The sequence below is a fragment of the Pantoea sp. LS15 genome (assembly GCF_012241585.1).
Lineage (GTDB): Bacteria > Pseudomonadota > Gammaproteobacteria > Enterobacterales > Enterobacteriaceae > Enterobacter.
The window spans coordinates 337,509-358,490 of sequence record NZ_JAAVXA010000002.1 but is presented as its reverse complement, the minus strand read 5'-3'; the positions used below and the strand labels follow the sequence as shown (position 1 = coordinate 358,490).

Below are 20,982 nucleotides of genomic sequence, written 5' to 3'. Positions count from 1 at the left end.
ATCATCATGGGTGCCTATCTTATCCGCCGTCTGCTGCTGGTCATCCCGACCCTGTGGGCCATCATCACGATTAACTTTTTTATCGTGCAAATCGCGCCTGGCGGCCCGGTTGATCAGGCTATTGCCGCCATCGAGTTTGGTAATAGCGGCGGCATGCCCGGCGGTGGTGGCGAAGGAATGGGCGCGAGCCATGCGCGAACCGGTGTAGGGAATATCAGTGAAAGTCATTATCGCGGTGGGCGTGGGCTGGATCCTGAAGTGATCGCCGAGATCACCCACCGCTATGGCTTTGACAAACCCATTCACGAGCGCTATTTCAAAATGCTCTGGGACTATATTCGCTTTGATTTCGGCGATAGCCTGTTTCGCAGTGCATCAGTCTTATCGTTGATTAAGCAAAGCCTGCCAGTGTCAATCACGCTGGGGTTGTGGGGAACGTTGATTATCTACCTGGTCTCGATTCCGCTCGGGATCCGTAAAGCCGTTTATAACGGCAGCCGTTTCGATATCTGGAGTAGCACGTTCATCATCATCGGTTATGCCATCCCGGCGTTTCTGTTTGCCGTCCTGCTGATTGTTTTTTTTGCCGGGGGGAGTTATTTCGATATCTTCCCGCTGCGAGGGTTAGTCTCCGCCGATTTCAGTACCCTGCCGTGGTATCAGAAAATCACCGACTATCTCTGGCATATCACGCTACCGGTTCTGGCAACGGTTATTGGCGGGTTTGCGGCTCTGACCATGCTGACCAAAAACGCCTTTCTTGATGAAATTCGAAAACAGTACGTCGTCACTGCCCGCGCCAAGGGCGTGAGTGAGAAGCAGATTATGTGGAAACACGTATTCCGCAACGCCATGTTACTGGTGATTGCCGGATTTCCTGCCACGTTCATCAGTATGTTTTTTACCGGTTCACTGCTGATCGAGGTGATGTTCTCACTCAACGGGTTGGGCCTGTTGGGCTATGAAGCCACCGTCTCGCGCGATTATCCGGTGATGTTTGGCACACTCTACATTTTCACCCTGATTGGCCTGCTGCTGAATATCATCAGTGATATCAGCTATACGTTGGTTGATCCCCGAATTGATTTTGAGGGCCGCTAATGTCGCGTTTAAGCCCCGTAAACCAGGCCCGCTGGGCCCGTTTTCGCCACAACCGCCGCGGCTACTGGTCACTGTGGATTTTTGCCGTGTTGTTTATTTTAAGCATGTGCTCTGAGTTGATTGCCAACGACAAGCCTTTGCTGGTGCATTTTAACGACCGCTGGTATGTACCGGTTCTCGCTAATTACAGTGAAAGCGATTTTGGTGGCCCGTTTGCAACACCTGCGGAGTATCAGGACCCGTGGCTTCGCCAGCAAATTGAGCAACATGGCTGGGCTATCTGGGCACCGGTGCGTTTTGGCGCAAACAGCATTAACTTTGCCACCACAGCGCCCTTCCCTTCCCCACCCTCTGCACAAAACTGGCTGGGAACGGATGCCAACGGTGGCGATGTCCTGGCGCGTATCCTTTATGGCACACGGATATCGCTTCTGTTTGGACTTATGCTGACACTGTTTTCCAGTGTGATGGGGGTCGTGGCCGGCGCGGTTCAGGGCTATTACGGTGGAAAAATAGACCTGTGGGGCCAGCGTGTTATTGAAGTCTGGTCAGGCATGCCGACACTGTTTCTGATCATCCTGCTGTCGAGTGTGGTACAGCCAAACTTCTGGTGGCTGTTAGGTATCACCGTACTCTTCGGCTGGATGGCGCTGGTGGGTGTCGTGCGGGCGGAATTTCTGCGCACCCGCAACTTCGACTATATTCGCGCCGCGCAGGCGCTGGGCGTGAGCGACCGCGGGATTATTTTCCGCCATATGCTGCCTAACGCCGTGGTGGCCACGCTTACCTTCCTGCCTTTTATTCTGTGTAGCTCCATCACCACTCTTACCTCGCTGGATTTTCTTGGCTTCGGGTTACCACTGGGTTCCCCGTCGCTCGGCGAGTTGCTGTTACAGGGCAAGAACAACCTACAGGCGCCGTGGCTGAGTATTACCGCCTTCCTTTCTGTGGCCGTGCTGCTTTCGCTACTGATTTTTATTGGCGAAGCCGTGCGCGATGCCTTCGATCCTAACAAGGCGGTATAAGATGACGCAGCCCCTTCTCAGTATTGATAACCTGTCGATTGCTTTTTCAACACAGGGTGAGATGCGCACCGTCGTCACCGACTTGTCACTCCAGATCCAGCGCGGTGAAACGCTGGCGCTGGTGGGTGAGTCAGGTTCAGGCAAGAGCGTCTCAGCGCTCTCCATCCTGCGTCTGCTGCCGTCTCCGCCCGTGAGCTACCCGCAAGGAGACATTCTGTTTCACGGCAGCTCGCTGTTGCACGCTGACGAACACACGCTGCGCGCAATCCGCGGTAATAAGATTGCCATGATTTTCCAGGAACCGATGGTTTCTCTTAACCCCCTTCACACCCTGGAAAAACAGCTCTATGAAGTCCTGTCCCTGCACCGGGGGATGCGCAAAGAAGCCGCGCGCGGGGAAATTCTGGACTGTCTTGAACGAACCGGCATACGCAATGCAGCCAAACGGCTGAATGATTTTCCGCATCAGCTTTCCGGCGGTGAACGTCAGCGTGTGATGATCGCCATGGCCCTGCTCACGCGACCAGAACTGTTGATTGCCGATGAACCTACAACGGCGCTGGACGTGACGGTGCAGGCGCAAATTTTGACGCTGCTGCGCGAGTTGCGTGACGAGCTGAACATGAGTTTGCTGTTTATCACGCACAACCTGAGTATCGTGAAAAAGTTGGCCGACAGCGTTGCGGTGATGCAAAACGGGCGATGTGTCGAGCAGAATGTCGCGTCCACGCTGTTAAACGCGCCACAACACCCGTATACCCAGCGCCTGCTCGACAGTGAACCCTCTGGCGACCCGGTTCCGCTGCCAGCTGACAGCATACCGCTGTTGCGTGTTGACGATTTGTCCGTCTCGTTTCCCATTCGCAAAGGTATTCTGCGGCGCGTCGTCGACCAGAATCCGGTGTTGAAAAATATCCGCTTCTCTCTGCGTCCGGGGGAATCTCTGGGACTGGTAGGTGAATCCGGTTCGGGTAAAAGCACCACCGGCCTGGCGCTGCTGCGCTTAATCGCTTCTCAGGGCGAGATCCTCTTTGACAACATGCCACTGCATCTCTGGAATCGACGCCAGATGCTTCCCGTACGCCCTCGTATGCAGGTGGTATTTCAGGATCCCAACTCCTCGCTTAACCCACGGCTCAGCGTGTTACAGATCGTTGAAGAGGGTCTGCGTGTTCATCAGCCCAGCCTGAATGGCCAACAGCGGGAACAGGAGGTTATGCGGGTGATGGCCGAAGTCGGTTTAGATCCCGAGACCCGTCACCGCTATCCGGCAGAATTCTCTGGCGGGCAGCGTCAGCGTATCGCCATTGCCCGTGCGCTGATCCTGAAACCGGAACTGATTATTCTGGATGAACCGACCTCCTCTCTGGACAGAACCGTCCAGGCGCAGATCCTGAAACTGCTCAAAGGGTTACAGGAAAAACATCGGCTGGCCTATATCTTTATCAGCCATGATTTACAGGTGGTTCGGGCGCTATGCCATCAGGTAATTGTGTTGCGACAGGGAGAAGTGGTCGAACAGGGGGAGTGCCAGCGCGTATTTACTGCGCCAACGCAGAGCTACACGCGCCAGCTGCTGTCAGCAGACTAGTGCTCAGAATGGATACTGGCCAGAGAAAGGCTCCGCAATAGCAACGCCAAAATTTTTCAGGCGGCAGGTCGCGGCAAATTCATCCTGACTTTTAACAAACAGGCACGGCTCACCTTCGCACTCCAGTACAGAGCTGTCTACTTCGATATCCGTCAACGCCTGGCTTAAGCGTTCCATAACCGGCCATGCGTCTTCGTCGCTCGGGCTGAGCAGTTTGAGCGCAACCAGACAATTATCGCAGCCCGCGGCACTTTGCGGAATCGGTTCAACTTTCGAACCTGCAAAACCCGCTGACCAGCGATAGCTCTGGGGCAAGCGATGGACAATGGAGAGTTGTAATGTATTCACGTTCGATCCCCGGAAGCAAAATTTACTTCACAATTTATTTACATTTATAGTAACACATCATCGCTAACCTGCACTATTCAGCGCTTTTTTATAGGTATCCAGGCTTGCGTCGGCGCTATATGTACCCGTTTCTGCGATCTAACTCAACCTTTTTGAATACAATGATGTGACTTTTTACATAAATAGATTTTACATAAAAGAAACAAACACCGGGTGTGTGAACGTGAGTTTGGTTGATATGCATCAACAAAAAAGGCCCTGTCGGGCCTTCTCTGTGCTTTAGTGAGCCGCTTTTCGCGGCCGACTTGCGTAAAGATAGAAGAGTATGGAGCTGGTTGCGCAAAAAGCCATCGCCCACAACATTGGCCAGGCCGTCGTAAAGGTAGCCATAGAAAGCAACGCCCCGACAATCGCCCCAATACCAAAGCGGAAGGTTCCTGCCAGTGACGATGCCGTTCCCGCCATATGCGGGAATTCATCAAGGATCACCGCCATCGCATTCGACGATACCATCGACACGCAGCCGACAAAGGCCGCCACCCCCACCACCAGCGCCCAGAAGCCCACGCCCAGAACCGCGCTAACCACCAGCCAGATCGCCATCACAAACTGGATCCACAGCCCGGCACGGAACATGTTCAGTGCCCCCACCCGCCGGACAAAACGGCTGTTGATGATGGTCATGATGAACAGGAAGACGATGTTAAGCGCAAAGTAATAGCCGAAGTGCTGCGGTGAAACATGGTTCAGTTCGATATAAACAAACGGCCCGGCGCTCAGGAAGGAGAACATCCCGGCGAAGCTGAACCCACTCGCCAGCATATAACTCAGCACACGCTTGTGGCGAAACAGTGAGGCGAAGTTGCCTATTGTGGTGCGGGTGTGAAATTTCTGACGGCGCTCGACGGGAAGCGTTTCATCAATAAAGAAGAAAATCATCGCGGAGGCCAGCAGCGCGGCCAGCGCCAGGATCCAGAAAATCGCATGCCAGCTAAACCACACCAGCACCGCACCACCCGCCATCGGGGCCACCAGAGGTGCAATCGTCGTCACCAGCATCACGAACGACATCATGCGGGAGAACTCTTCTTTCGGGTAGATATCGCGCATCAGAGCGTTAATCACCACACTTGCCGCTGCAGCTGCCAGACCGTGGAAGAAGCGCATGATAATCAGATGATCGATGGTCTGCGCCAGCGCACAGGCAACTGCCGCGGCCGCAAAGACTAACGTCCCACCCAGAATAACAGGCTTGCGTCCCAGGCTATCCGCCATCGGGCCATAAAACAGCTGTCCAAGAGCAAAGCCGAGTATATAGGTGCTGAGTGTCATCTGCGCGCTGCCTGCTGGTACACCAAACTGCGCGGCAATAACCGGCAGCGCAGGCAGATACATATCGATAGACAGCGGCATCAACATGGCCAGCAGGCCAAGAATGAAGACAATTTTGAACGACGAGTGTGGCCTGGTGGTCACAGAGTTCTCCTGAGATTAATGCGAAGGCAGACCGACGCTGGCGATCTCTTCTTCCGTTAACGGGCGGTATTCGCCTGGCGCCAGGTCGTGATCGAGTTCAATCGCACCAATCCGCTCACGATGCAAGCCGACAACGTGGTTCCCCACTGCAGCAAACATCCGTTTTACCTGATGATATCGCCCTTCGCTGATGGTCAGACGAACTTCGGTCGGGGTGATCACCTCAAGTACAGCAGGTTTGGTAAGATCTTTCTCATTATGCAGTTGAACGCCTTTGGCGAATTGCTCTGCCGTGTCATCCGCCACCGGAGACTCCAGCGTCACCAGATAGGTTTTCTCGCAATGATGGCGCGGAGAGGTAATACGGTGCGACCACTGCCCGTCGTCAGTCATCAGTACCAGTCCGGTGGTGTCGATATCCAGGCGACCAGCGGCATGCAGCTTGTGCGCAACCGGTTCGTCGAGGAAATAGAGCACTGTCGGGTGGTCTGGATCGTCCGTTGAACAGACATAGCCTTCCGGCTTATTGAGCATGAAATAGCGTGGGCCATGCTGCTGGGTCAGCGGATTGCCGTCATACTCAACCTGATGGTCAGGTTGCAGTTTGAAAGCGCTGTCTCTCACAATGTCGCCGTCCACGGTAACGCGGCTGGCGCGAATTTCACGCCCGGCAATAGCGCGGCTTACGCCGAGTTGCTGAGCGATAAACTTATCAAGTCGCATGAAATCTTTTTAGCCTTAATGGTGCTGGAAGTCGAACAGTACGTCCGAAAAAGAAGCAGTCTGGAACGGTTCAGTATAATGGTCTGGTTGCGCCACTCAAGGGAAAAAGTTTCGTGGCATACTATGTGCGGAATAATGAAACCGAGACCCCATGACTTTTACACTTCGCCCCTATCAGCAGGAAGCCGTCGACGCCACCCTCGCCTGGTTCCGTAAACACCGTGAACCCGCGGCGATTGTGCTTCCGACTGGCGTAGGCAAGAGCCTGGTCATCGCCGAACTGGCACGTCTGGCCCGTGGTCGCGTGCTGGTCCTGGCGCACGTTAAAGAGCTGGTCGCGCAGAACCATGCCAAATATTGCGCCCTTGGACTGGAAGCCGACATATTCGCCGCCGGACTAAAGCGTAAAGAGAGCCACGGTAAAGTGGTCTTTGGCAGCGTGCAGTCGGTAGCTCGCAACCTTGACCTGTTTCGCAGTGAATTTTCGCTGCTGATTGTTGACGAGTGTCACCGTATCAGCGATGACGACGACAGTCAGTATCAGCAAATCCTTACACACCTGAAAGAGGTGAATCCTCACTTACGTCTGCTCGGCCTGACCGCCACGCCGTTTCGTCTGGGTAAAGGCTGGATCTATCGCTTTCATTATCACGGTATGGTGCGTGGTGATGAAAAAGCGCTGTTCAGGGACTGTATCTATGAACTTCCGCTGCGCTACATGATTAAACACGGTTACCTGACGCCGCCTGAACGGCTGGATATGCCCGTGGTACAGTACGATTTCAGCCGATTACAGGCGCAGAGTAACGGGCTATTCAGCGAGGCTGACCTCAATCATGAACTGAAAAAACAAAAGCGCATTACGCCGCACATCATTAGCCAGATTGAGGAGTTCGCCGCGACACGTAAAGGGGTGATGATCTTTGCCGCCACCGTTGAGCACGCGCGAGAAATTACCGGGTTACTGCCCCCTGACGACGCGGCATTAATTACTGGCGAGACCCCAGGCCCGGAACGCGACAGCCTGATTGACGCCTTTAAAGCCCAGCAGTTTCGTTATCTGGTTAACGTGTCGGTATTAACCACCGGTTTTGACGCCCCACATGTCGATCTGATCGCTATTTTACGTCCGACCGAATCGGTCAGTCTGTATCAACAGATCGTCGGCCGCGGCCTGCGTCTGGCCCCCGGTAAAACCGACTGCCTGATCCTCGATTACGCCGGTAACCCTCACGATCTCTACTCCCCGGAAGTGGGCACACCAAAAGGAAAAAGCGACAATGTGCCGGTACAGGTCTTTTGTCCTGCCTGCGGTTTTGCCAACACTTTCTGGGGTAAAACCACCGCCGACGGTACGCTAATTGAGCATTTTGGTCGCCGCTGTCAGGGCTGGTTTGAAGATGACGAAGGGCATCGCGAGCAGTGCGATTTCCGTTTCCGCTTCAAGAACTGCCCACAATGCAACGCCGAAAATGACATTGCCGCACGCCGCTGCCGGGAATGTGACACGGTACTGGTCGATCCTGACGACATGCTAAAAGCGGCACTGAAGTTAAAAGATGCACTGGTACTCCGCTGCTCAGGCATGGCACTACAGCCCGGTGCGGATGACAAAGGCGAGTGGTTAAAAATCACTTACTACGATGAGGACGGGGCGGACGTCAGTGAGCGCTTCAGGGTACAAACTCCCGCTCAACGCACGGCCTTCGAGCAACTCTTTATTCGCCCGCACACCCGTAGGCCAGGCGTTCCTCTGCGCTGGATAACCGTGGCCGATATCGTGCACCAGCAGGCGTTACTGCGCCATCCGGATTTTGTTGTTGCTCGCAAGAAAGGTCAGTTCTGGCAGGTCCGTGAGAAGGTCTTTGACTATGAAGGCCGCTTTCGTCGCGCCAACGAATTGCGCGGTTAACCGGACTTTTCATTGATGTGAGGAGCATTTGAGTATAAAATGCCGCCCGCTTCACATCCGTGAGGCAGAACACTCACCTGCTGCTGGGTCGCCTGTAGTAGGGTTTTAAATACAGAGAGAAATCAATGTTTACTATCGAAGCAGAAGTACGTAACGTGCAGGGTAAGGGTGCGAGCCGCCGCCTGCGTAACGCTAACAAGTTCCCGGCTATCGTTTACGGTGGCGAAGCTGCTCCAGTTGCAATCGAACTGGATCACGACAAACTGTGGAACCTGCAGACCAAAGCTGAATTCTACAGCGAAGTTCTGACCATCGTTGTTGGCGGTAAAGAAGAAAAAGTGAAAGTTCAGGCTGTTCAGCGTCACGCGTTCAAGCCAAAACTGACTCACATCGACTTCGTTCGCGCGTAATCGCAAACTCGTCGAGAAAAACCCCGCTTCTGCGGGGTTTTTTGTGCCTGCTATTTACCGCCAGAAGTACGACGCTGAAGCTGATCGCGCAAGTTCGGCGGCGTTCCTTTAATGGTCAGCGTATCTGTGGCCGGATCCCAGAAAATGCGTTCTCCCAGCAACATCGCATCAAAGTTAATGGTTAACCCGCCGCCGCTACCGGCAAACTTGGTTAACTGACGCAACGTACTGCGATCTGCCGGGAAACTCTCTTCAAGCTCATAGCCTTTATCCGCGGTGAATTCCTGGAAGCTGACTTCGCTGACGCCCGCCAGCTCTTTTGACAGCGACTCCAGTTCAATCTCTTCCCCCGCCTGCAACTGCTCGTTGCAGTAGCTATAGACTTGCTGACGCACGTTCTGGCGCTCAGATTTATCGAGCTGGGCTTCTGCCGTGAAGTCATCAACCGCCTGGAGCAAACCTTTGTTCTGCGCTTTGGCGTTCAGCCCTTCGCTGGCGCCGAGGAAGTCCATAAAGAAATCCGCCACTTTGCGGCCTACACGCCCCTTCAGGAAAGTCAGGTAGCGGGTCGACTCCGGGTTGGTTTCCCACTCGGTCAAATCAATGCGTGCCACAATATCCGCGTGGTTGATATCCAGATAATGTGTCGAGCTAATATCCAGTTGCTCGTTCACGCGCATGCTGCTTAAGTTATTCAGCACCGTCACCAGAAGATACTCTACCGCCAGATAGCGGTAATGGCAAAACAGAACGATCCCCCCGTCAGCAAACGGATATTTCGCCAGTTCGTCGCGCAGACGTCCGGTCGCGGCGCGGCTGAACGCCAGAAAATCTTCTTCGCCCTGACGTTGCAGACGCAGGCTATCAGCCAGTTCGCTCTCTTCACTGAACAGGCCATAGGCTTTATTTTTTGCGCTGTAGACACGGTGTAACTCTGCCATCATCTCTACAACGGTAGGCGTGGGTTCCAGTAACGAATCGCGCAGCACCACTTCAAGGGTTTGCTCATCACGCTTGATAAGCTGGTGCAAGGCAATCTGGTTGATTTCCAGACTCATGATAAACTCTCCTTTTAGACCGGGCGGTATTCAACCACCACCAGGGCATGTGTGCAACAACAGATAAAAAAGGGGAAAAAAAGCTGTTGCTACGGTAATATGTTGCCCTTTCATCAACAAACTGATTTTGATTTATGCCACAACATTCCCGCTACAGTGATGAACACGTTGAACAGCTGCTCAGTGAGCTGGTTAACGTACTGGAAAAACATAAAACGCCGACCGATCTCTCCCTGATGGTTTTGGGAAATATGGTCACCAACCTTATCAATACCAGCGTTGCTCCGGCTCAGCGTCAGGCGATCGCCAAATCTTTCGCCCAGGCTTTACAGTCATCCGTCAGCAACGACCAGGCCCATTAAGGGATACGAACAACAGTTTATGGTGACGAATCGTCAGCGCTACCGTGAAAAAGTCTCCCAGATGGTCAGCTGGGGGCACTGGTTTGCCCTGTTCAACATTCTGTTAGCGACGGTGATTGGCTGTCGTTATCTGTTTGTCGCGGACTGGCCGACAACGCTAACCGGGCGTATCTACTCCTGGATAAGTGTTGTGGGTCATTTTAGCTTTTTGGTTTTCGCCACCTATCTGCTGATCCTGTTCCCTCTGACGTTTATCGTCATGTCGCAGCGTTTGATGCGATTCTTGTCGACCATCCTTGCAACAGCAGGGATGACGCTGTTGATTATCGACAGTGAAGTGTTCACCCGCTTCCACCTCCATCTCAACCCTATCGTCTGGGAACTGGTGATTAACCCCGACCAAAACGAGACGGCCCGTGACTGGCAACTGATGTTTATCAGCGTTCCGGTCATTCTGCTGATTGAGATGCTGTTTGCTACCTGGAGCTGGCAAAAACTTCGCAGCCTGACCCGGCGGCGGCATTACGCCAAACCCGTCGCCACACTCTTTTTTGTCTCATTTATCAGCTCGCATATCATGTATATCTGGGCGGATGCGAACTTCTATCGCCCTATTACCATGCAGCGCGCTAACCTGCCACTCTCGTATCCTATGACCGCCCGTCGTTTCCTCGAAAAACACGGTCTGCTTGATGCGCAGGAGTACCAGCGCCGTCTGATCGAACAGGGTAATCCTGAGGCGGTAAGCGTTCAGTATCCTCTGAGCGATCTGCGTTATCGCGATATGGGTCGCGGGCAAAACGTCTTGCTGATCACCGTCGATGGCCTGAACTATTCCCGTTATGAGAAGCAGATGCCTGCTCTGGCCGATTTCGCGAGTAAAAACGTCACGTTCACCCAGCATATGAGCTCTGGTAATTCTACAGATGCGGGTATCTTTGGGCTGTTCTATGGCATCTCAGCTGGATACATGGACGGCGTGCTGTCTGCCCGTACGCCTGCGGCACTGATCACCGGGCTGAATCAGCAAGGGTATCAGTTAGGGTTGTTCTCCTCTGATGGCTTTAACAGCCCGCTTTACCGCCAGGCGCTGTTGTCTGATTTCTCACTGCCGGCGGCACAAAATCAGTCCGATGCGCAGACCGCCAGCCAATGGATAAACTGGCTGCAACGCTACGCCCAGGAAGATAACCGTTGGTTCTCATGGGTTGCGTTTAACGGTACCACGCTCAACGACAGTAACCAGAATGGCTTTACGCGCCGCTACAGTCGCGCGGCCAGTGACGTTGATTCACAAATAGGCCGCGTGCTTGACGCGCTACGTGAGTCAGGCAAGCTGGACAACACCGTAGTGATCGTGACAGCGGGTCATGGCGTGCCGTTAGGTGATGAGACGAAGAGTATGAGCTGGTCTCGTCCGAATCTGCAGGTTCCGCTGGTGATCCACTGGCCGGGCACGCCAGCTCAGCGCATCACTACGCTCACCGAGCATAAAGACGTGATGACCACGCTGATGCAACGCCTGCTGCATGTCAGCACGCCAGCGAACGAATATTCGCAGGGGCAGGATCTCTTCAGTGCTGCGCGCCGTCATAGCTGGGTCACGGCTGCCGGGAATAACACCCTGGTGGTGACTACGCCTAAGCTGACGCTGGTGCTGAACAGCAACGGAAATTATCAGACGTATAACCTGCAGGGCGAACGGTTGAAAGACCAGAAACCACAGTTAAGCCTGCTGCTGCAGGTCCTGACGGATGAGAAGCGCTTCATCGCTAACTGATTAATAATAAACCAGTTAGCGACAGATTCCCTTGCATTCAAAACGGAATCGAGTAGTATTCTTTTTATGCGTCGGCACGTAGCGCAGCCTGGTAGCGCACCGTCATGGGGTGTCGGGGGTCGGAGGTTCAAATCCTCTCGTGCCGACCAAAAACACATTGAAAACCAGCCTCTTAGGGCTGGTTTTTTTATGGCTAAATTTTGTGTGGGGGAATAATGGGGGAAAAAAACCGATATTTACATGCTACATAACTGGTTTCTTCCGTCCATGTTTACCAGCAACCTATCCCTTCTTTCTGAATTCAAGCTGATGTTAATAACGGCCCAGCCACATGTAGTTTCAATCGCCCGACAGTTGAATTGATCACAGTCGAGATAATGTTGCTAGTCCGTAAGTAGTTCACCAGAGACCAGAACGGCAGGTAAAACGGAGCAAAGAGGTCTCGCATCCCACACAGATCGCACCAGATTATTTAATTCGAGCATTCACTGCATTCATAAGACGGTGACCAAAGACCTTTGCTCTCAGGTTGCGCTATGTGTCGAAAATTTCAGGGGCTACGCACTGTAGAAAATCTAAAATAATCGTTTGCCTTTACTTAAAACGCTCTGATTTTTAAGAATTTTTCAAGACATATTATCTCCACTTTCTGATTACATTAAGCGTATGATTGTTAATCACTTACAAATTAAAGGGTTAACATGGCTGTTATACCTTTCCTCCCTCAACAGGGAATAGGGTTAGTTTTAGACCATATGCGCATTGCTCGCGCTCACGGCATGTCTAGAGATATGGCTAACCCAATGACTTACAAATGGTTTTACTATCAGGTTAGAAATCGTGGGCCGTGGGATTATAAGCAACATCACCCTGAACTAGAAAATTTTGGTAACTTTCACTATGGGGCTATTGGTTATGCTGCCGGGATACCTGCCGAAATTCTTTTAATGGGTGCTGGATTTGCTCAGGAACATGCAGGAACTAGCCGAAAGGAATGGGGTCATTGGTATCAGCAAGCACCACACGGTGATGACCCACATGATCAGTTCTGGATAAGACAAGGTATCGATTATGCAAGAAAGATCGGTTATTAAAACCCTTCACTGTATGCTGACAGCCGCCCTACTCCTGATAGTTGGTGGTTATTGTGTATATCAATATTGGTTCAATCTCCCACCGAAAGAAGTTTTTGTGAGTAAGCAAAAGCTATCTGATAGCGTTTGGTTGTACGTCACAAAGTACGATGAAGGTAACGCCACTGTGTCGGATTTTTACCGCTTCTATCTTGATAAAGATGAAGGCGATTCCGATGTTATGGAGGCACTTAAAAAACGGACTCCATTCATGGAAGCAAAAACCAACTCATATACGGCCACAGGTTACGGAAACACTGTAAACCTGAAAGTAAATGGGAAAATTTATAACTTCACAAATTCAGATTTGTTCTACACAGACGGGATCGCTGTGATACCCGTTATCAACCTCATAGCCAACGGCACGCGAGACTAAAGGAGTTAGATAAATGGCTGTACCAGTTCACCTATTTTTGAAAGATGACGGCGGAGCTATGATCCGCGGTGGTTCAGATGTTGAAGGCCGTGAAGGAAGTATTGAGCTTAGGGATCTGATTCATAATCTCTGCATCCCAACGGACGGGGCAACAGGTAAGCTAACCGGAACTCGTAAACATTCCGCTTTCAGCCTGACTAAAGCAATTGATTCTGCATCCCCCTACCTTTACAAAGCCGTTGCCACTGGTCAGACACTGCAAAGTGCTGAATTTAAGTTTTACCATATCAACGATGCAGGTCAGGAAGTTGAATATTTCAATATAAAAATGGAAAGAGTAAAAGTTATTTCCATCACTCCAGTAATGCACGACACAAGAGATTGCCCCGGTACTGGTCACATGGAAAATGTGCAACTACGTTATGAAAAAATCACCTGGCTTTATAAAGATGGGAACATCCAATATACAGACGCATGGAACGAACGCCCAACAGCTTAAACGTTAAATGATTGGCAATTAAGAAAAGTAAATAAAGGGGCATCGAGCCTAATGCCAGTCACCTAAGGTGACCAGCATTGTTTTAAAGAGTATTTTGATTTCTTCGGCCTGATTTCCCTTTTATCTTCCTGGTGGTAGTGTCAGCACCTGATAGCTGGTTTTTTATTGCGCCTCGCCCGGTGTTTTATGCAGATACGCCAGCGTAACCAGACAAATTACCGCCCCGGCATAAAACGTGTATTGTGCGCCAAACATTTCCCAGATCGCTCCGGCGCTCACGCTGGCGATTAACAATCCCACGCCACTGACCAGGCTAAAAATACCAAAAGCCGTACCTCGCAGATCGGCCGGAGCGGTTTTAGCAACCATTGCCGCCAGCAGCCCTTGAGTCATTCCCATATGAACGCCCCACAATGCGACACCGAGAATAATACCGATCCAGTGGCTACTCAGCGCCAGAACGACATCTGAGCTAATCAACACCATTAACCCCCACTGCAGCAGTCGGGTGTGGCTCATGCCATCAGAAAGTTTGCCAAAGGGATAGGCCGAGAGTGAATAGAGAACGTTCATTACCACCATCACCAGCGGAATAAACGCCAGGGGAACACCCGACTGTTGCGCGCGAAGCACAAGAAAAGCCTCGCTGAACCGGGCCAGAGTAAACACCGCGCCAAGGCCAATCACCCACCAGCACCCTTTCCCCAGACGCTTTAAATTCGCTCTTTTAATGGGGTTAGTACGTTTGTGCTCGACAGGGGTTTTCGGTTCCTGCAGTCCAAAATAAAGCAGTGCAACTGAAAGCAGACCGGGGATGAGCGCTATCCAGAAAACGGTCCGAAAGTCATTGTCCAGCAATAACATCAAACTCACCGCCAGTAATGGTCCGAGAAAAGCTCCTGTGGTATCCATCGACTGACGCAGGCCATATGCCGCACCACGCATTTCCGGTGGTGTGACGTCTGCAACCAGTGCGTCACGTGGTGCTCCCCGGATCCCCTTCCCCGTTCGGTCCATCAGACGTGCACCTAAAACCATACCTGAGGAAGAGGCCAATGCGAAAAGGGGTTTGCTTAGCGCGCCCAGGCCATATCCCAACAGTGCCAGACCTTTACGCTGACCAAGATAATCGCTTATCGCCCCCGAAAAGACCTTAATAAAGAGAGCGGTTGCCTCCGCCAGCCCTTCAATCAGACCGATGAATAGCACGCTGGTCCCGAGCGTGGTCATCATAAAAAGAGGGAGCAGGCTGTGAATACTCTCTGAAGAGATGTCCATCAGCATACTGACGCCTCCCACAACCCAGACACCTTTTGGGATCTGGCTGAGTACTGGAAATCTGGAAAGCATGCGCGACTCCTGCTTTAAAAACAGTTGCCTGAATGTTTACAGAATAGGATATGGCGGATTAAAAAACCTGAGGGGGAATTAAGGGACCAAAAAAAAGCCAACCCTCAGGCTGGCTCATGAAGGCTTAGTGCTTTTCGCGTCCACCCAGGAAGAAAATACCCAGCGGGATGGCCAGCAGCACGGTGAACACTAGGCTGTAGACAAAGATCATCGCTGATTGCAGGACATACATGCTGGTCGTCCAGGCTGAGAGGGGGATGTTGTACTGTTCGATAACGCCAACAATGGTTGCCCGCCCAACGCACGCGGCAGCAATCATAAACACTACCAGTAGCGCCAGGAGGAACTTACGGCCTTCAGGTGTTTTAAGTTTTGCACGAACCATCTCACTTCCCTTTACAGATGAATAACATTATAGGGCACTTAAAATAACACGAACTATCACCAGACTCCACACCAGTACAAACAACCATTAAAACAGCAAAAATAAAGTTTATATCACTAAGAATATTGAAAATGTAAGTAAATCAAGCCAATCATTCATGAGCGCTATGCTAATCTGTTCAGGATCGTTTTGACATAAAGGAATGACAATGAAAAACGCACCTAAATTTGCCATCGCTCTGATCGCCGCCGCGTGCGTCAGCACCAGCGCTTTTGCCAGCGAAACCCCAAAAGAGCAGCCGCTGGAAAAAGTTGCCCCATATCCGAAAGCGGACAAAGGGATGAAGCGCCAGGTGATTCAATTACCGGCTCAGCAGGATGAAGCAAATTTCAAAGTGGAGCTGTTAATTGGCAAAACGCTGGAAGTGGATTGCAACCAGCACCGTCTGGGCGGTCAACTGGAAAGTAAAACGCTTGAAGGCTGGGGTTATGACTATTACGTCTTCGACAAAGTCACCTCTCCGGTCTCTACCATGATGGCCTGCCCGGATGGCAAGAAAGAGAAGAAATTTGTGACGGCGTATCTGGGCGACAACAGTCTGCTGCGCTACAACAGCAAGCTGCCAATCGTGATCTATACGCCGGAAAACGTGGAAGTGAAGTATCGCGTCTGGAAGGCAGATGAGAATGTCGGACAAGCGGTAGCACGTTGAAAAAAGTCGGGTAACGGCTTCGCCTTACCCGACCTATAAAACAACGCCGAACGTAGGCCGGGTAAGCGTTAGCGCCACCCAGCTTTTTTATTTACAGCGCGATATCCGCAACTGGTTTGTTTTCCGCCTGAGGTTTAAGCTCCGCTTTTGGCGCAGCATCAGCAGTCTGCGGCTTGACGTATTGCAGTTGCAGTACACGGCTGGTGTATTCCAGCTCCTGCTCCGTTGCCTCCACGTTACCGTTCAGCTTTGTACCGTAGGATGGAATAATGGTTTTCAGCTTAGCCTGCCATTCCGGGCTGGACACTTTATCTTTAAACACTTTTTCCATCAGGTGCAGCATGATTGGCGCAGCGGTAGATGCACCTGGTGACGCACCCAGCAGCGCAGCAATTGTGCCATCCTTATCGCTCACCACTTCGGTACCCAGGCGCAGCACACCACCCTCTTTCGGGTCGCGCTTGATGATCTGCACACGCTGACCCGCCTGCCACAGACGCCAGTCTTCTTTCTTCGCCTCCGGGTAGTACTCTTTCAACGCTTCGAAACGATCGTCGTCAGAGAGCATCACCTGGCTAATCAGGTATTTCACCAGGTCGAAGTTATCCAGCCCCACATCCATCATTGGCTTAACGTTAGAGGTGGTGGTTGCACTGAGCAGATCCCACAGAGAGCCGTTTTTCAGGAACTTAGTGGAGAAGGTCGCGAACGGCCCGAACAGCACCACGCGTTTACCATCAAGCATACGGGTGTCGATGTGCGGAACTGACATTGGCGGCGCACCAACAGAAGCCTGACCGTAGACTTTCGCCAGATGGCGATTCACCACTTCCGGGTTTTCGGACACCAGGAACTGGCCGCCGACCGGGAAACCGGCATAATCGTCAGCTTCAGGAATACCGGATTCCTGCAGCAGTTTCAGCGCCGCGCCACCCGCACCAATAAAGACAAACTTCGCCTTGATGACGTGCTCGGCTTCGTTGTTTTTCAGGTCAGCAACGGTCACGCTCCAGCTGTTATCCGCGTTGCGCTTAAAGCCACGCACTTCGGTGCTGAGTTGCAGATTGAAGTTCTCTTTTTTCTTCAGAGACGTCACCAGCTGGCGGGTAATTTCACCGTAGTTAACGTCAGTACCAATTTCAGTACGGGTTGCCGCCACTTTCTGGTTCGGGTCACGACCTTCCATAACCAGCGGGGCCCACTCTTTGATCTGAGCGTGGTCTTCAGAGTATTTCATACCGCGGAACAGCGTGCTCTGCTGCAGAGCAGCGTAACGCGCGCGCAGGAAGTTGACGTTCTGCTCGCCCCACACAAAGCTCATATGCGGCACGGTGTTAATGAAGGAGTGCGGGTCATGCATCACACCGCTGTTGACCTGGTGAGACCAGAACTGGCGTGAAATCTGGAATGCTTCGTTGATCTCTACCGCCTTCTCGATACTAATGGAACCGTCCTTTTTCTGCGGCGTATAGTTCAGTTCCATGAGTGCCGAATGTCCCGTGCCGGCGTTGTTCCAGCCGTTCGAGCTCTCCTGTGCCACGCCATCGAGGCGTTCGACCATGGTCATTGACCAGTCTGGCTGCAGTTCCTGCAGATAGGTTCCCAGCGTGGCGCTCATGATACCGCCACCAATTAAAAGGACGTCCGTTTCCTGCTCTTTTGGTGCGTCAGCTTTCGCCGCCATTGAGACGGTGTTAAGCCCCACGGCCAGAGAAAAGAGCATGGCAGTCATTTTTTTCATAATTTATGCCTTAGTGTAAAAGTGCTTGATGCGTGGAAATTGCAGGTGAAAAAAGCTGCGGGGGAACGGTAACAACTTTTAAATATTGTTTAAAGGTTACGAAATTATTGTAATTGTGAAATTTAATGATGGATTGTTTGTGGGGAATTACGCAGGCTGCTGGTAATAGCGGGATTTTCTGGCTACTATGCCGAACTTTGTGATCGCGCGCACGGAAGCCTGCCCCAACCAGCGAATTGTTATGTCCTTACCCCATTCTGCTTTGCCCCGCGAAGTCCATGTCACCGCGGTCCTCGGTTCGCCTAAGCTTTTGATGCGTGAAACGCTAGCGGGCGTGATTACCGCTCTGGCACTGATCCCTGAAGTCATTTCGTTTTCCGTGGTCGCAGGTGTTGACCCGAAAGTCAGCCTGTTTGCCTCTGTGGTGCTGTGTCTTGCCCTGTCCGTGCTGGGCGGTCGTCCGGCGATGGTGACGGCGGCGGCCGGTTCCGTCGCACTGGTCATTGGTCCGATGGTGCATCAGCACGGCGTGCAGTACATTTTGCCGGCAGTGCTGATGGCTGGCGTGATTCAGATCCTGTTTGGAGTATCGGGCATGGCGCGTCTGATGCGCTTTATTCCTCAGGCCGTGATGACCGGGTTTGTTAACGCGCTCGGTATATTGATTTTCTTCGCCCAGGTTCCCCACTTCTGGAGCCGCAGCCCGCTGATTGTCAGCCTGTTCGTGCTGACGCTGCTGATAGTGCTGTGGGTGCCACGCTATATCAAAAGTGTCCCTTCCCCACTGATTGCCATTGTCGTGCTAACCCTGTTTACCGTGACCACCGGACAGATCCTGCCGACGGTCGGCGATGAAGGCTCCATGAATGGCGGTTTGCCGGGGCTTACCGAGCTGCTGGTACCGATGAATTTGCAAACGCTGAGTATTATCTGGCCGTGTGCCTTGAGCATCGCCTTCGTCGGCCTGCTGGAATCTCTGCTGACGGCAAAACTGGTGGATGAGCTGACCGCAACACCGTCGAGCAAACGCCGTGAGAGCATCGGGCTGGGTGTGGGTAATATTCTGTCTGGCTTTTATGGTGGTATTGCGGGCTGCGCAATGATCGGACAAACCATTGTTAACGTTGAGATGGGGAAAGGACGAAGCCGTATTTCAACCATTGCGGCGGGGATCGTGCTGCTGATCCTCGTAACGGCCCTCAGCGAAGTGATGGCCAAAATCCCGATGGTGGTGCTGGCCGGGATCATGGCGATTGTCGCCTTCAAAACCTTCAGCTGGCATAGCCTTCAACCCGCAACCGTAAAAAATGCCCCCATTGCAGAAACGGTAGTAATGCTGGTGACCGTTGCGGCAACGGTTTCAACCGGTAACCTGGCGGTTGGTGTACTGGGCGGGATTATCATCATGGCACTGCTTCCTGCCCGTATTAAGGGTCGGATTAAAGAAGAAAAATCGTCGCCAGCCCAAGAAAAATAAAGAAGCCACCGGTATCGGTGATAGCGGTGATCATCACGCTCGACCCCACTGCGGGGTCGCGCCCCAGTTTGGTCATCGTCAGAGGGATAATCACCCCCATCATTGATGCCACCAGCAGGTTTAATACCATCGCCAGCATCATCACACCGCCTAACGCCATATCGTCGTACAGCCACCAGGTAATACCGCCCATAATGCCGCCCCATACCAGGCCGTTAATCAGCGCAACACCCATTTCTCTTAAGATCAGGAAAGTAAAATTGCCAGGCTGAATGTTCTCCAGCGCCAGCGCGCGGACGATCATGGTAATAGTCTGGTTTCCGGTGTTGCCGCCAATCCCGGCCACAATCGGCATCAGCGACGCTAGCGCGACTAACTGAGAAATAGTGTGTTCAAAACCATCAATCACGCGGGAAGCGATAAACGCAGTACACAGATTAATGGCAAGCCACGCCCAGCGGGTTTTGACGGCCTTGCCAACGGATGCATGGACGTCGTCTTCCGCGCTGATCCCGCCCAGAGCACGTAAATCGTTATCAGTTTCTTCGTAAACCACATCAACGATCTCATCAATAGTCAGACGCCCCATCAGCTTGCCGACAGAATCAACTACCGCCGCACTCACAAGGTCGTCACGTTCGAAGGTACGCGCCGCTTTTTCAGCATCGTCTTCCGGAGAGAAGACCATCGGCTCGGTCTCCATCACTTCACTCACCCGCCGTTGAGTACTGTTGAGCAGGATCGTTTTCAGCTCCAGCTCACCGAGCAACGTTTTATCCCGCGAGGTCACAAACAGTTTATCGGTGTTGTCCGGCATACTACCTAGGCGGCGCAGGTAGCGCTGGACGGTACCAAGCGTAACGTCCGGGCGTACCGTGATAACGCCAAACTCCATGATCGCGCCAACGCTGTGTTTCTCGTAGTGCATCACCTGACGCACACGTGCCCGCTCTTCGGCTGGCAGAGAGGCCAGCAGGCGGCCGGTCAGGTTACGCGGCAGGTGTTGGACAAGGTAAATCTGTTCGTCGATATCCAGTGTTTTCAGCGCATCAAGAATATCCCGGTCGCTCATCTCATCGATAAGGTCATCCCAGACGTTTTCCGAGGCTTCAAGCAGCACCTGGCCACGCTCGTGATCCTGCACCAAACGCCACAACGCATGGCGCTCTTCCGAAGGGAGCGCTTCAAGAGTATCGGCCAGGTCAGGCGGGGGTAAGTGGGCGACCAGCGCACCTACCTCAGCAATATCGTCGGCTAAGGTGCCGACATCATATTGCTCAGCCAGGGTCAGTTTGCCCAATAACGCAGAAGTGACCGCTTTATCGGTCGTGAGAAGCCAGATCAGTCGCGCGCGTTCCTGGTCACGCTGTCTGGCGCTGTTTTTCGTTAATACCGACATCAATCATAAATCCATGAAATAAGTTGGTATTAAGCATAGCGCGGGGATATGTAAATAAGAATAAACAACGGGGCGGGACGGGTAAAAAAACAGCGAGGGTGGTTAAAAAAGTAGGCCGGGTAAG

General features: G+C 52.4%; 20 protein-coding genes, 1 tRNA gene and 1 pseudogene. 14 read left to right on the top strand and 8 right to left on the bottom strand.

Annotated features, from left to right (window positions below):
- The first annotated feature begins 6 nt into the window (after positions 1 to 6).
- The 3 genes from HED65_RS05135 to yejF are packed head-to-tail and all read left to right on the top strand — an operon-like array spanning position 7 to position 3,717.
- The gene (locus HED65_RS05135; RefSeq protein WP_114977692.1) at positions 7 to 1,101 is read left to right on the top strand and encodes a microcin C ABC transporter permease YejB; all 1,095 of its coding nucleotides are present in this window, start codon (positions 7 to 9) and stop codon (positions 1,099 to 1,101) included.
- The gene (locus tag HED65_RS05130) at positions 1,101 to 2,126 is read left to right on the top strand and encodes an ABC transporter permease (protein ID WP_114977691.1); all 1,026 of its coding nucleotides are present in this window, start codon (positions 1,101 to 1,103) and stop codon (positions 2,124 to 2,126) included. Before HED65_RS05135 ends, HED65_RS05130 begins: the two co-directional genes overlap by 1 nt.
- A gap of 1 nt (position 2,127) precedes the next feature.
- A complete protein-coding gene (gene yejF, locus HED65_RS05125) occupies positions 2,128 to 3,717 on the top strand; it encodes a microcin C ABC transporter ATP-binding protein YejF (RefSeq protein ID WP_114977690.1) in 1,590 nt (529 codons plus the stop codon).
- Between the two features lie 3 nt (positions 3,718 to 3,720).
- On the opposite strand, the gene HED65_RS05120 is transcribed toward yejF, so the two are convergent.
- From HED65_RS05120 to rsuA, 3 genes are all read right to left on the bottom strand, one after another.
- The gene (locus HED65_RS05120) at positions 3,721 to 4,065 is read right to left on the bottom strand and encodes a YejG family protein (RefSeq protein WP_114977689.1); all 345 of its coding nucleotides are present in this window, start codon (positions 4,063 to 4,065) and stop codon (positions 3,721 to 3,723) included.
- A gap of 279 nt (positions 4,066 to 4,344) precedes the next feature.
- Positions 4,345 to 5,541 carry a Bcr/CflA family multidrug efflux MFS transporter gene (locus HED65_RS05115; protein WP_114977688.1) on the bottom strand — a complete coding sequence of 399 codons (1,197 nt, stop codon included), beginning with the start codon at positions 5,539 to 5,541 and terminating at the stop codon, positions 4,345 to 4,347.
- Between the two features lie 15 nt (positions 5,542 to 5,556).
- Positions 5,557 to 6,264 carry a 16S rRNA pseudouridine(516) synthase RsuA gene (rsuA, locus tag HED65_RS05110; RefSeq protein WP_028016286.1) on the bottom strand — a complete coding sequence of 236 codons (708 nt, stop codon included), beginning with the start codon at positions 6,262 to 6,264 and terminating at the stop codon, positions 5,557 to 5,559.
- 151 nt (positions 6,265 to 6,415) lie between these two features.
- On the opposite strand from rsuA, the gene radD reads away from it, so the two are divergent.
- Complete coding sequence (gene radD, locus HED65_RS05105) at positions 6,416 to 8,176, top strand: DNA repair helicase RadD (protein WP_114977687.1); 1,761 nt, start codon at positions 6,416 to 6,418, stop codon at positions 8,174 to 8,176.
- Positions 8,177 to 8,301: 125 nt separating this feature from the next.
- Positions 8,302 to 8,586 (top strand): 50S ribosomal protein L25, encoded by a 285-nt coding sequence (rplY, locus tag HED65_RS05100; RefSeq protein ID WP_023312497.1) that lies wholly within the window; start codon positions 8,302 to 8,304, stop codon positions 8,584 to 8,586.
- A 50-nt stretch (positions 8,587 to 8,636) separates the two neighbouring features.
- On the opposite strand, the gene yejK is transcribed toward rplY, so the two are convergent.
- The gene (gene yejK / locus HED65_RS05095) at positions 8,637 to 9,644 is read right to left on the bottom strand and encodes a nucleoid-associated protein YejK (RefSeq protein WP_028016284.1); all 1,008 of its coding nucleotides are present in this window, start codon (positions 9,642 to 9,644) and stop codon (positions 8,637 to 8,639) included.
- 134 nt (positions 9,645 to 9,778) lie between these two features.
- Between yejK and HED65_RS05090 the strand changes: the two genes are divergently transcribed.
- The 7 genes and pseudogenes from HED65_RS05090 (at position 9,779) to HED65_RS05065 (ending at position 13,794) form a co-directional block, all read left to right on the top strand.
- The gene (locus HED65_RS05090; RefSeq protein WP_014884596.1) at positions 9,779 to 10,006 is read left to right on the top strand and encodes a YejL family protein; all 228 of its coding nucleotides are present in this window, start codon (positions 9,779 to 9,781) and stop codon (positions 10,004 to 10,006) included.
- A 19-nt stretch (positions 10,007 to 10,025) separates the two neighbouring features.
- The gene (gene yejM / locus HED65_RS05085; RefSeq protein WP_114977686.1) at positions 10,026 to 11,786 is read left to right on the top strand and encodes an LPS biosynthesis-modulating metalloenzyme YejM; all 1,761 of its coding nucleotides are present in this window, start codon (positions 10,026 to 10,028) and stop codon (positions 11,784 to 11,786) included.
- Between the two features lie 72 nt (positions 11,787 to 11,858).
- A tRNA-Pro gene (locus HED65_RS05080) sits at positions 11,859 to 11,935 on the top strand.
- Positions 11,936 to 12,144: 209 nt separating this feature from the next.
- A pseudogene (locus tag HED65_RS22625) lies at positions 12,145 to 12,279 on the top strand (recombinase); the annotation flags it as partial.
- Between the two features lie 208 nt (positions 12,280 to 12,487).
- Entirely contained in the window at positions 12,488 to 12,880 is a 393-nt protein-coding gene (locus HED65_RS05075; protein WP_114977685.1) for a polymorphic toxin type 44 domain-containing protein, read from the top strand.
- A complete protein-coding gene (locus HED65_RS05070) occupies positions 12,858 to 13,295 on the top strand; it encodes a hypothetical protein (RefSeq protein WP_114977684.1) in 438 nt (145 codons plus the stop codon). The genes HED65_RS05075 and HED65_RS05070 overlap by 23 nt, the downstream gene beginning before the upstream one ends.
- A gap of 13 nt (positions 13,296 to 13,308) precedes the next feature.
- Positions 13,309 to 13,794 (top strand): Hcp family type VI secretion system effector, encoded by a 486-nt coding sequence (locus HED65_RS05065; RefSeq protein ID WP_114977683.1) that lies wholly within the window; start codon positions 13,309 to 13,311, stop codon positions 13,792 to 13,794.
- Positions 13,795 to 13,956: 162 nt separating this feature from the next.
- Here the strand turns inward: HED65_RS05065 and HED65_RS05060 are convergent, their stop codons facing one another.
- Together HED65_RS05060 and HED65_RS05055 are read right to left on the bottom strand one after the other, a co-directional pair.
- Positions 13,957 to 15,144 (bottom strand): MFS transporter, encoded by a 1,188-nt coding sequence (locus tag HED65_RS05060; RefSeq protein WP_114977682.1) that lies wholly within the window; start codon positions 15,142 to 15,144, stop codon positions 13,957 to 13,959.
- 124 nt (positions 15,145 to 15,268) lie between these two features.
- Entirely contained in the window at positions 15,269 to 15,529 is a 261-nt protein-coding gene (locus tag HED65_RS05055) for a DUF2534 family protein (protein WP_008500962.1), read from the bottom strand.
- Positions 15,530 to 15,737: 208 nt separating this feature from the next.
- Between HED65_RS05055 and eco the strand changes: the two genes are divergently transcribed.
- A complete protein-coding gene (gene eco / locus HED65_RS05050; protein WP_114977681.1) occupies positions 15,738 to 16,241 on the top strand; it encodes a serine protease inhibitor ecotin in 504 nt (167 codons plus the stop codon).
- A 91-nt stretch (positions 16,242 to 16,332) separates the two neighbouring features.
- Here eco and mqo read toward each other — a convergent pair whose 3' ends face one another.
- Entirely contained in the window at positions 16,333 to 17,982 is a 1,650-nt protein-coding gene (mqo, locus tag HED65_RS05045) for a malate dehydrogenase (quinone) (protein ID WP_114977680.1), read from the bottom strand.
- 187 nt (positions 17,983 to 18,169) lie between these two features.
- Here mqo and HED65_RS05040 point away from each other — a divergent pair, with 187 nt between their 5' ends.
- Positions 18,170 to 19,459, top strand: a complete 1,290-nt coding sequence (locus HED65_RS05040) for a SulP family inorganic anion transporter (protein WP_114977679.1) — start codon at positions 18,170 to 18,172, stop codon at positions 19,457 to 19,459.
- On the opposite strand, the gene mgtE is transcribed toward HED65_RS05040, so the two are convergent.
- Positions 19,422 to 20,858: a magnesium transporter gene (mgtE, locus tag HED65_RS05035; protein WP_028021368.1), complete on the bottom strand. Its 1,437-nt coding sequence runs from the start codon at positions 20,856 to 20,858 to the stop codon at positions 19,422 to 19,424. The two genes, HED65_RS05040 and mgtE, sit on opposite strands and share 38 nt — an antisense overlap.
- Positions 20,859 to 20,982: the final 124 nt, after the last annotated feature.

Coding starts and splice junctions, on each gene's coding strand:
- HED65_RS05135 (WP_114977692.1), top strand. CDS start 7: ATGGGTGCCTATCTTATCCGCCGTCTGCTGCTGGTCATCCCGACCCTG.
- HED65_RS05130 (WP_114977691.1), top strand. CDS start 1,101: ATGTCGCGTTTAAGCCCCGTAAACCAGGCCCGCTGGGCCCGTTTTCGC.
- yejF (WP_114977690.1), top strand. CDS start 2,128: ATGACGCAGCCCCTTCTCAGTATTGATAACCTGTCGATTGCTTTTTCA.
- rsuA (WP_028016286.1), bottom strand. CDS start 6,264: ATGCGACTTGATAAGTTTATCGCTCAGCAACTCGGCGTAAGCCGCGCT.
- radD (WP_114977687.1), top strand. CDS start 6,416: ATGACTTTTACACTTCGCCCCTATCAGCAGGAAGCCGTCGACGCCACC.
- rplY (WP_023312497.1), top strand. CDS start 8,302: ATGTTTACTATCGAAGCAGAAGTACGTAACGTGCAGGGTAAGGGTGCG.
- yejK (WP_028016284.1), bottom strand. CDS start 9,644: ATGAGTCTGGAAATCAACCAGATTGCCTTGCACCAGCTTATCAAGCGT.
- HED65_RS05090 (WP_014884596.1), top strand. CDS start 9,779: ATGCCACAACATTCCCGCTACAGTGATGAACACGTTGAACAGCTGCTC.
- yejM (WP_114977686.1), top strand. CDS start 10,026: ATGGTGACGAATCGTCAGCGCTACCGTGAAAAAGTCTCCCAGATGGTC.
- HED65_RS05075 (WP_114977685.1), top strand. CDS start 12,488: ATGGCTGTTATACCTTTCCTCCCTCAACAGGGAATAGGGTTAGTTTTA.
- HED65_RS05070 (WP_114977684.1), top strand. CDS start 12,858: ATGCAAGAAAGATCGGTTATTAAAACCCTTCACTGTATGCTGACAGCC.
- HED65_RS05065 (WP_114977683.1), top strand. CDS start 13,309: ATGGCTGTACCAGTTCACCTATTTTTGAAAGATGACGGCGGAGCTATG.
- HED65_RS05060 (WP_114977682.1), bottom strand. CDS start 15,144: ATGCTTTCCAGATTTCCAGTACTCAGCCAGATCCCAAAAGGTGTCTGG.
- HED65_RS05055 (WP_008500962.1), bottom strand. CDS start 15,529: ATGGTTCGTGCAAAACTTAAAACACCTGAAGGCCGTAAGTTCCTCCTG.
- eco (WP_114977681.1), top strand. CDS start 15,738: ATGAAAAACGCACCTAAATTTGCCATCGCTCTGATCGCCGCCGCGTGC.
- mqo (WP_114977680.1), bottom strand. CDS start 17,982: ATGAAAAAAATGACTGCCATGCTCTTTTCTCTGGCCGTGGGGCTTAAC.
- HED65_RS05040 (WP_114977679.1), top strand. CDS start 18,170: ATGCCGAACTTTGTGATCGCGCGCACGGAAGCCTGCCCCAACCAGCGA.
- mgtE (WP_028021368.1), bottom strand. CDS start 20,858: ATGTCGGTATTAACGAAAAACAGCGCCAGACAGCGTGACCAGGAACGC.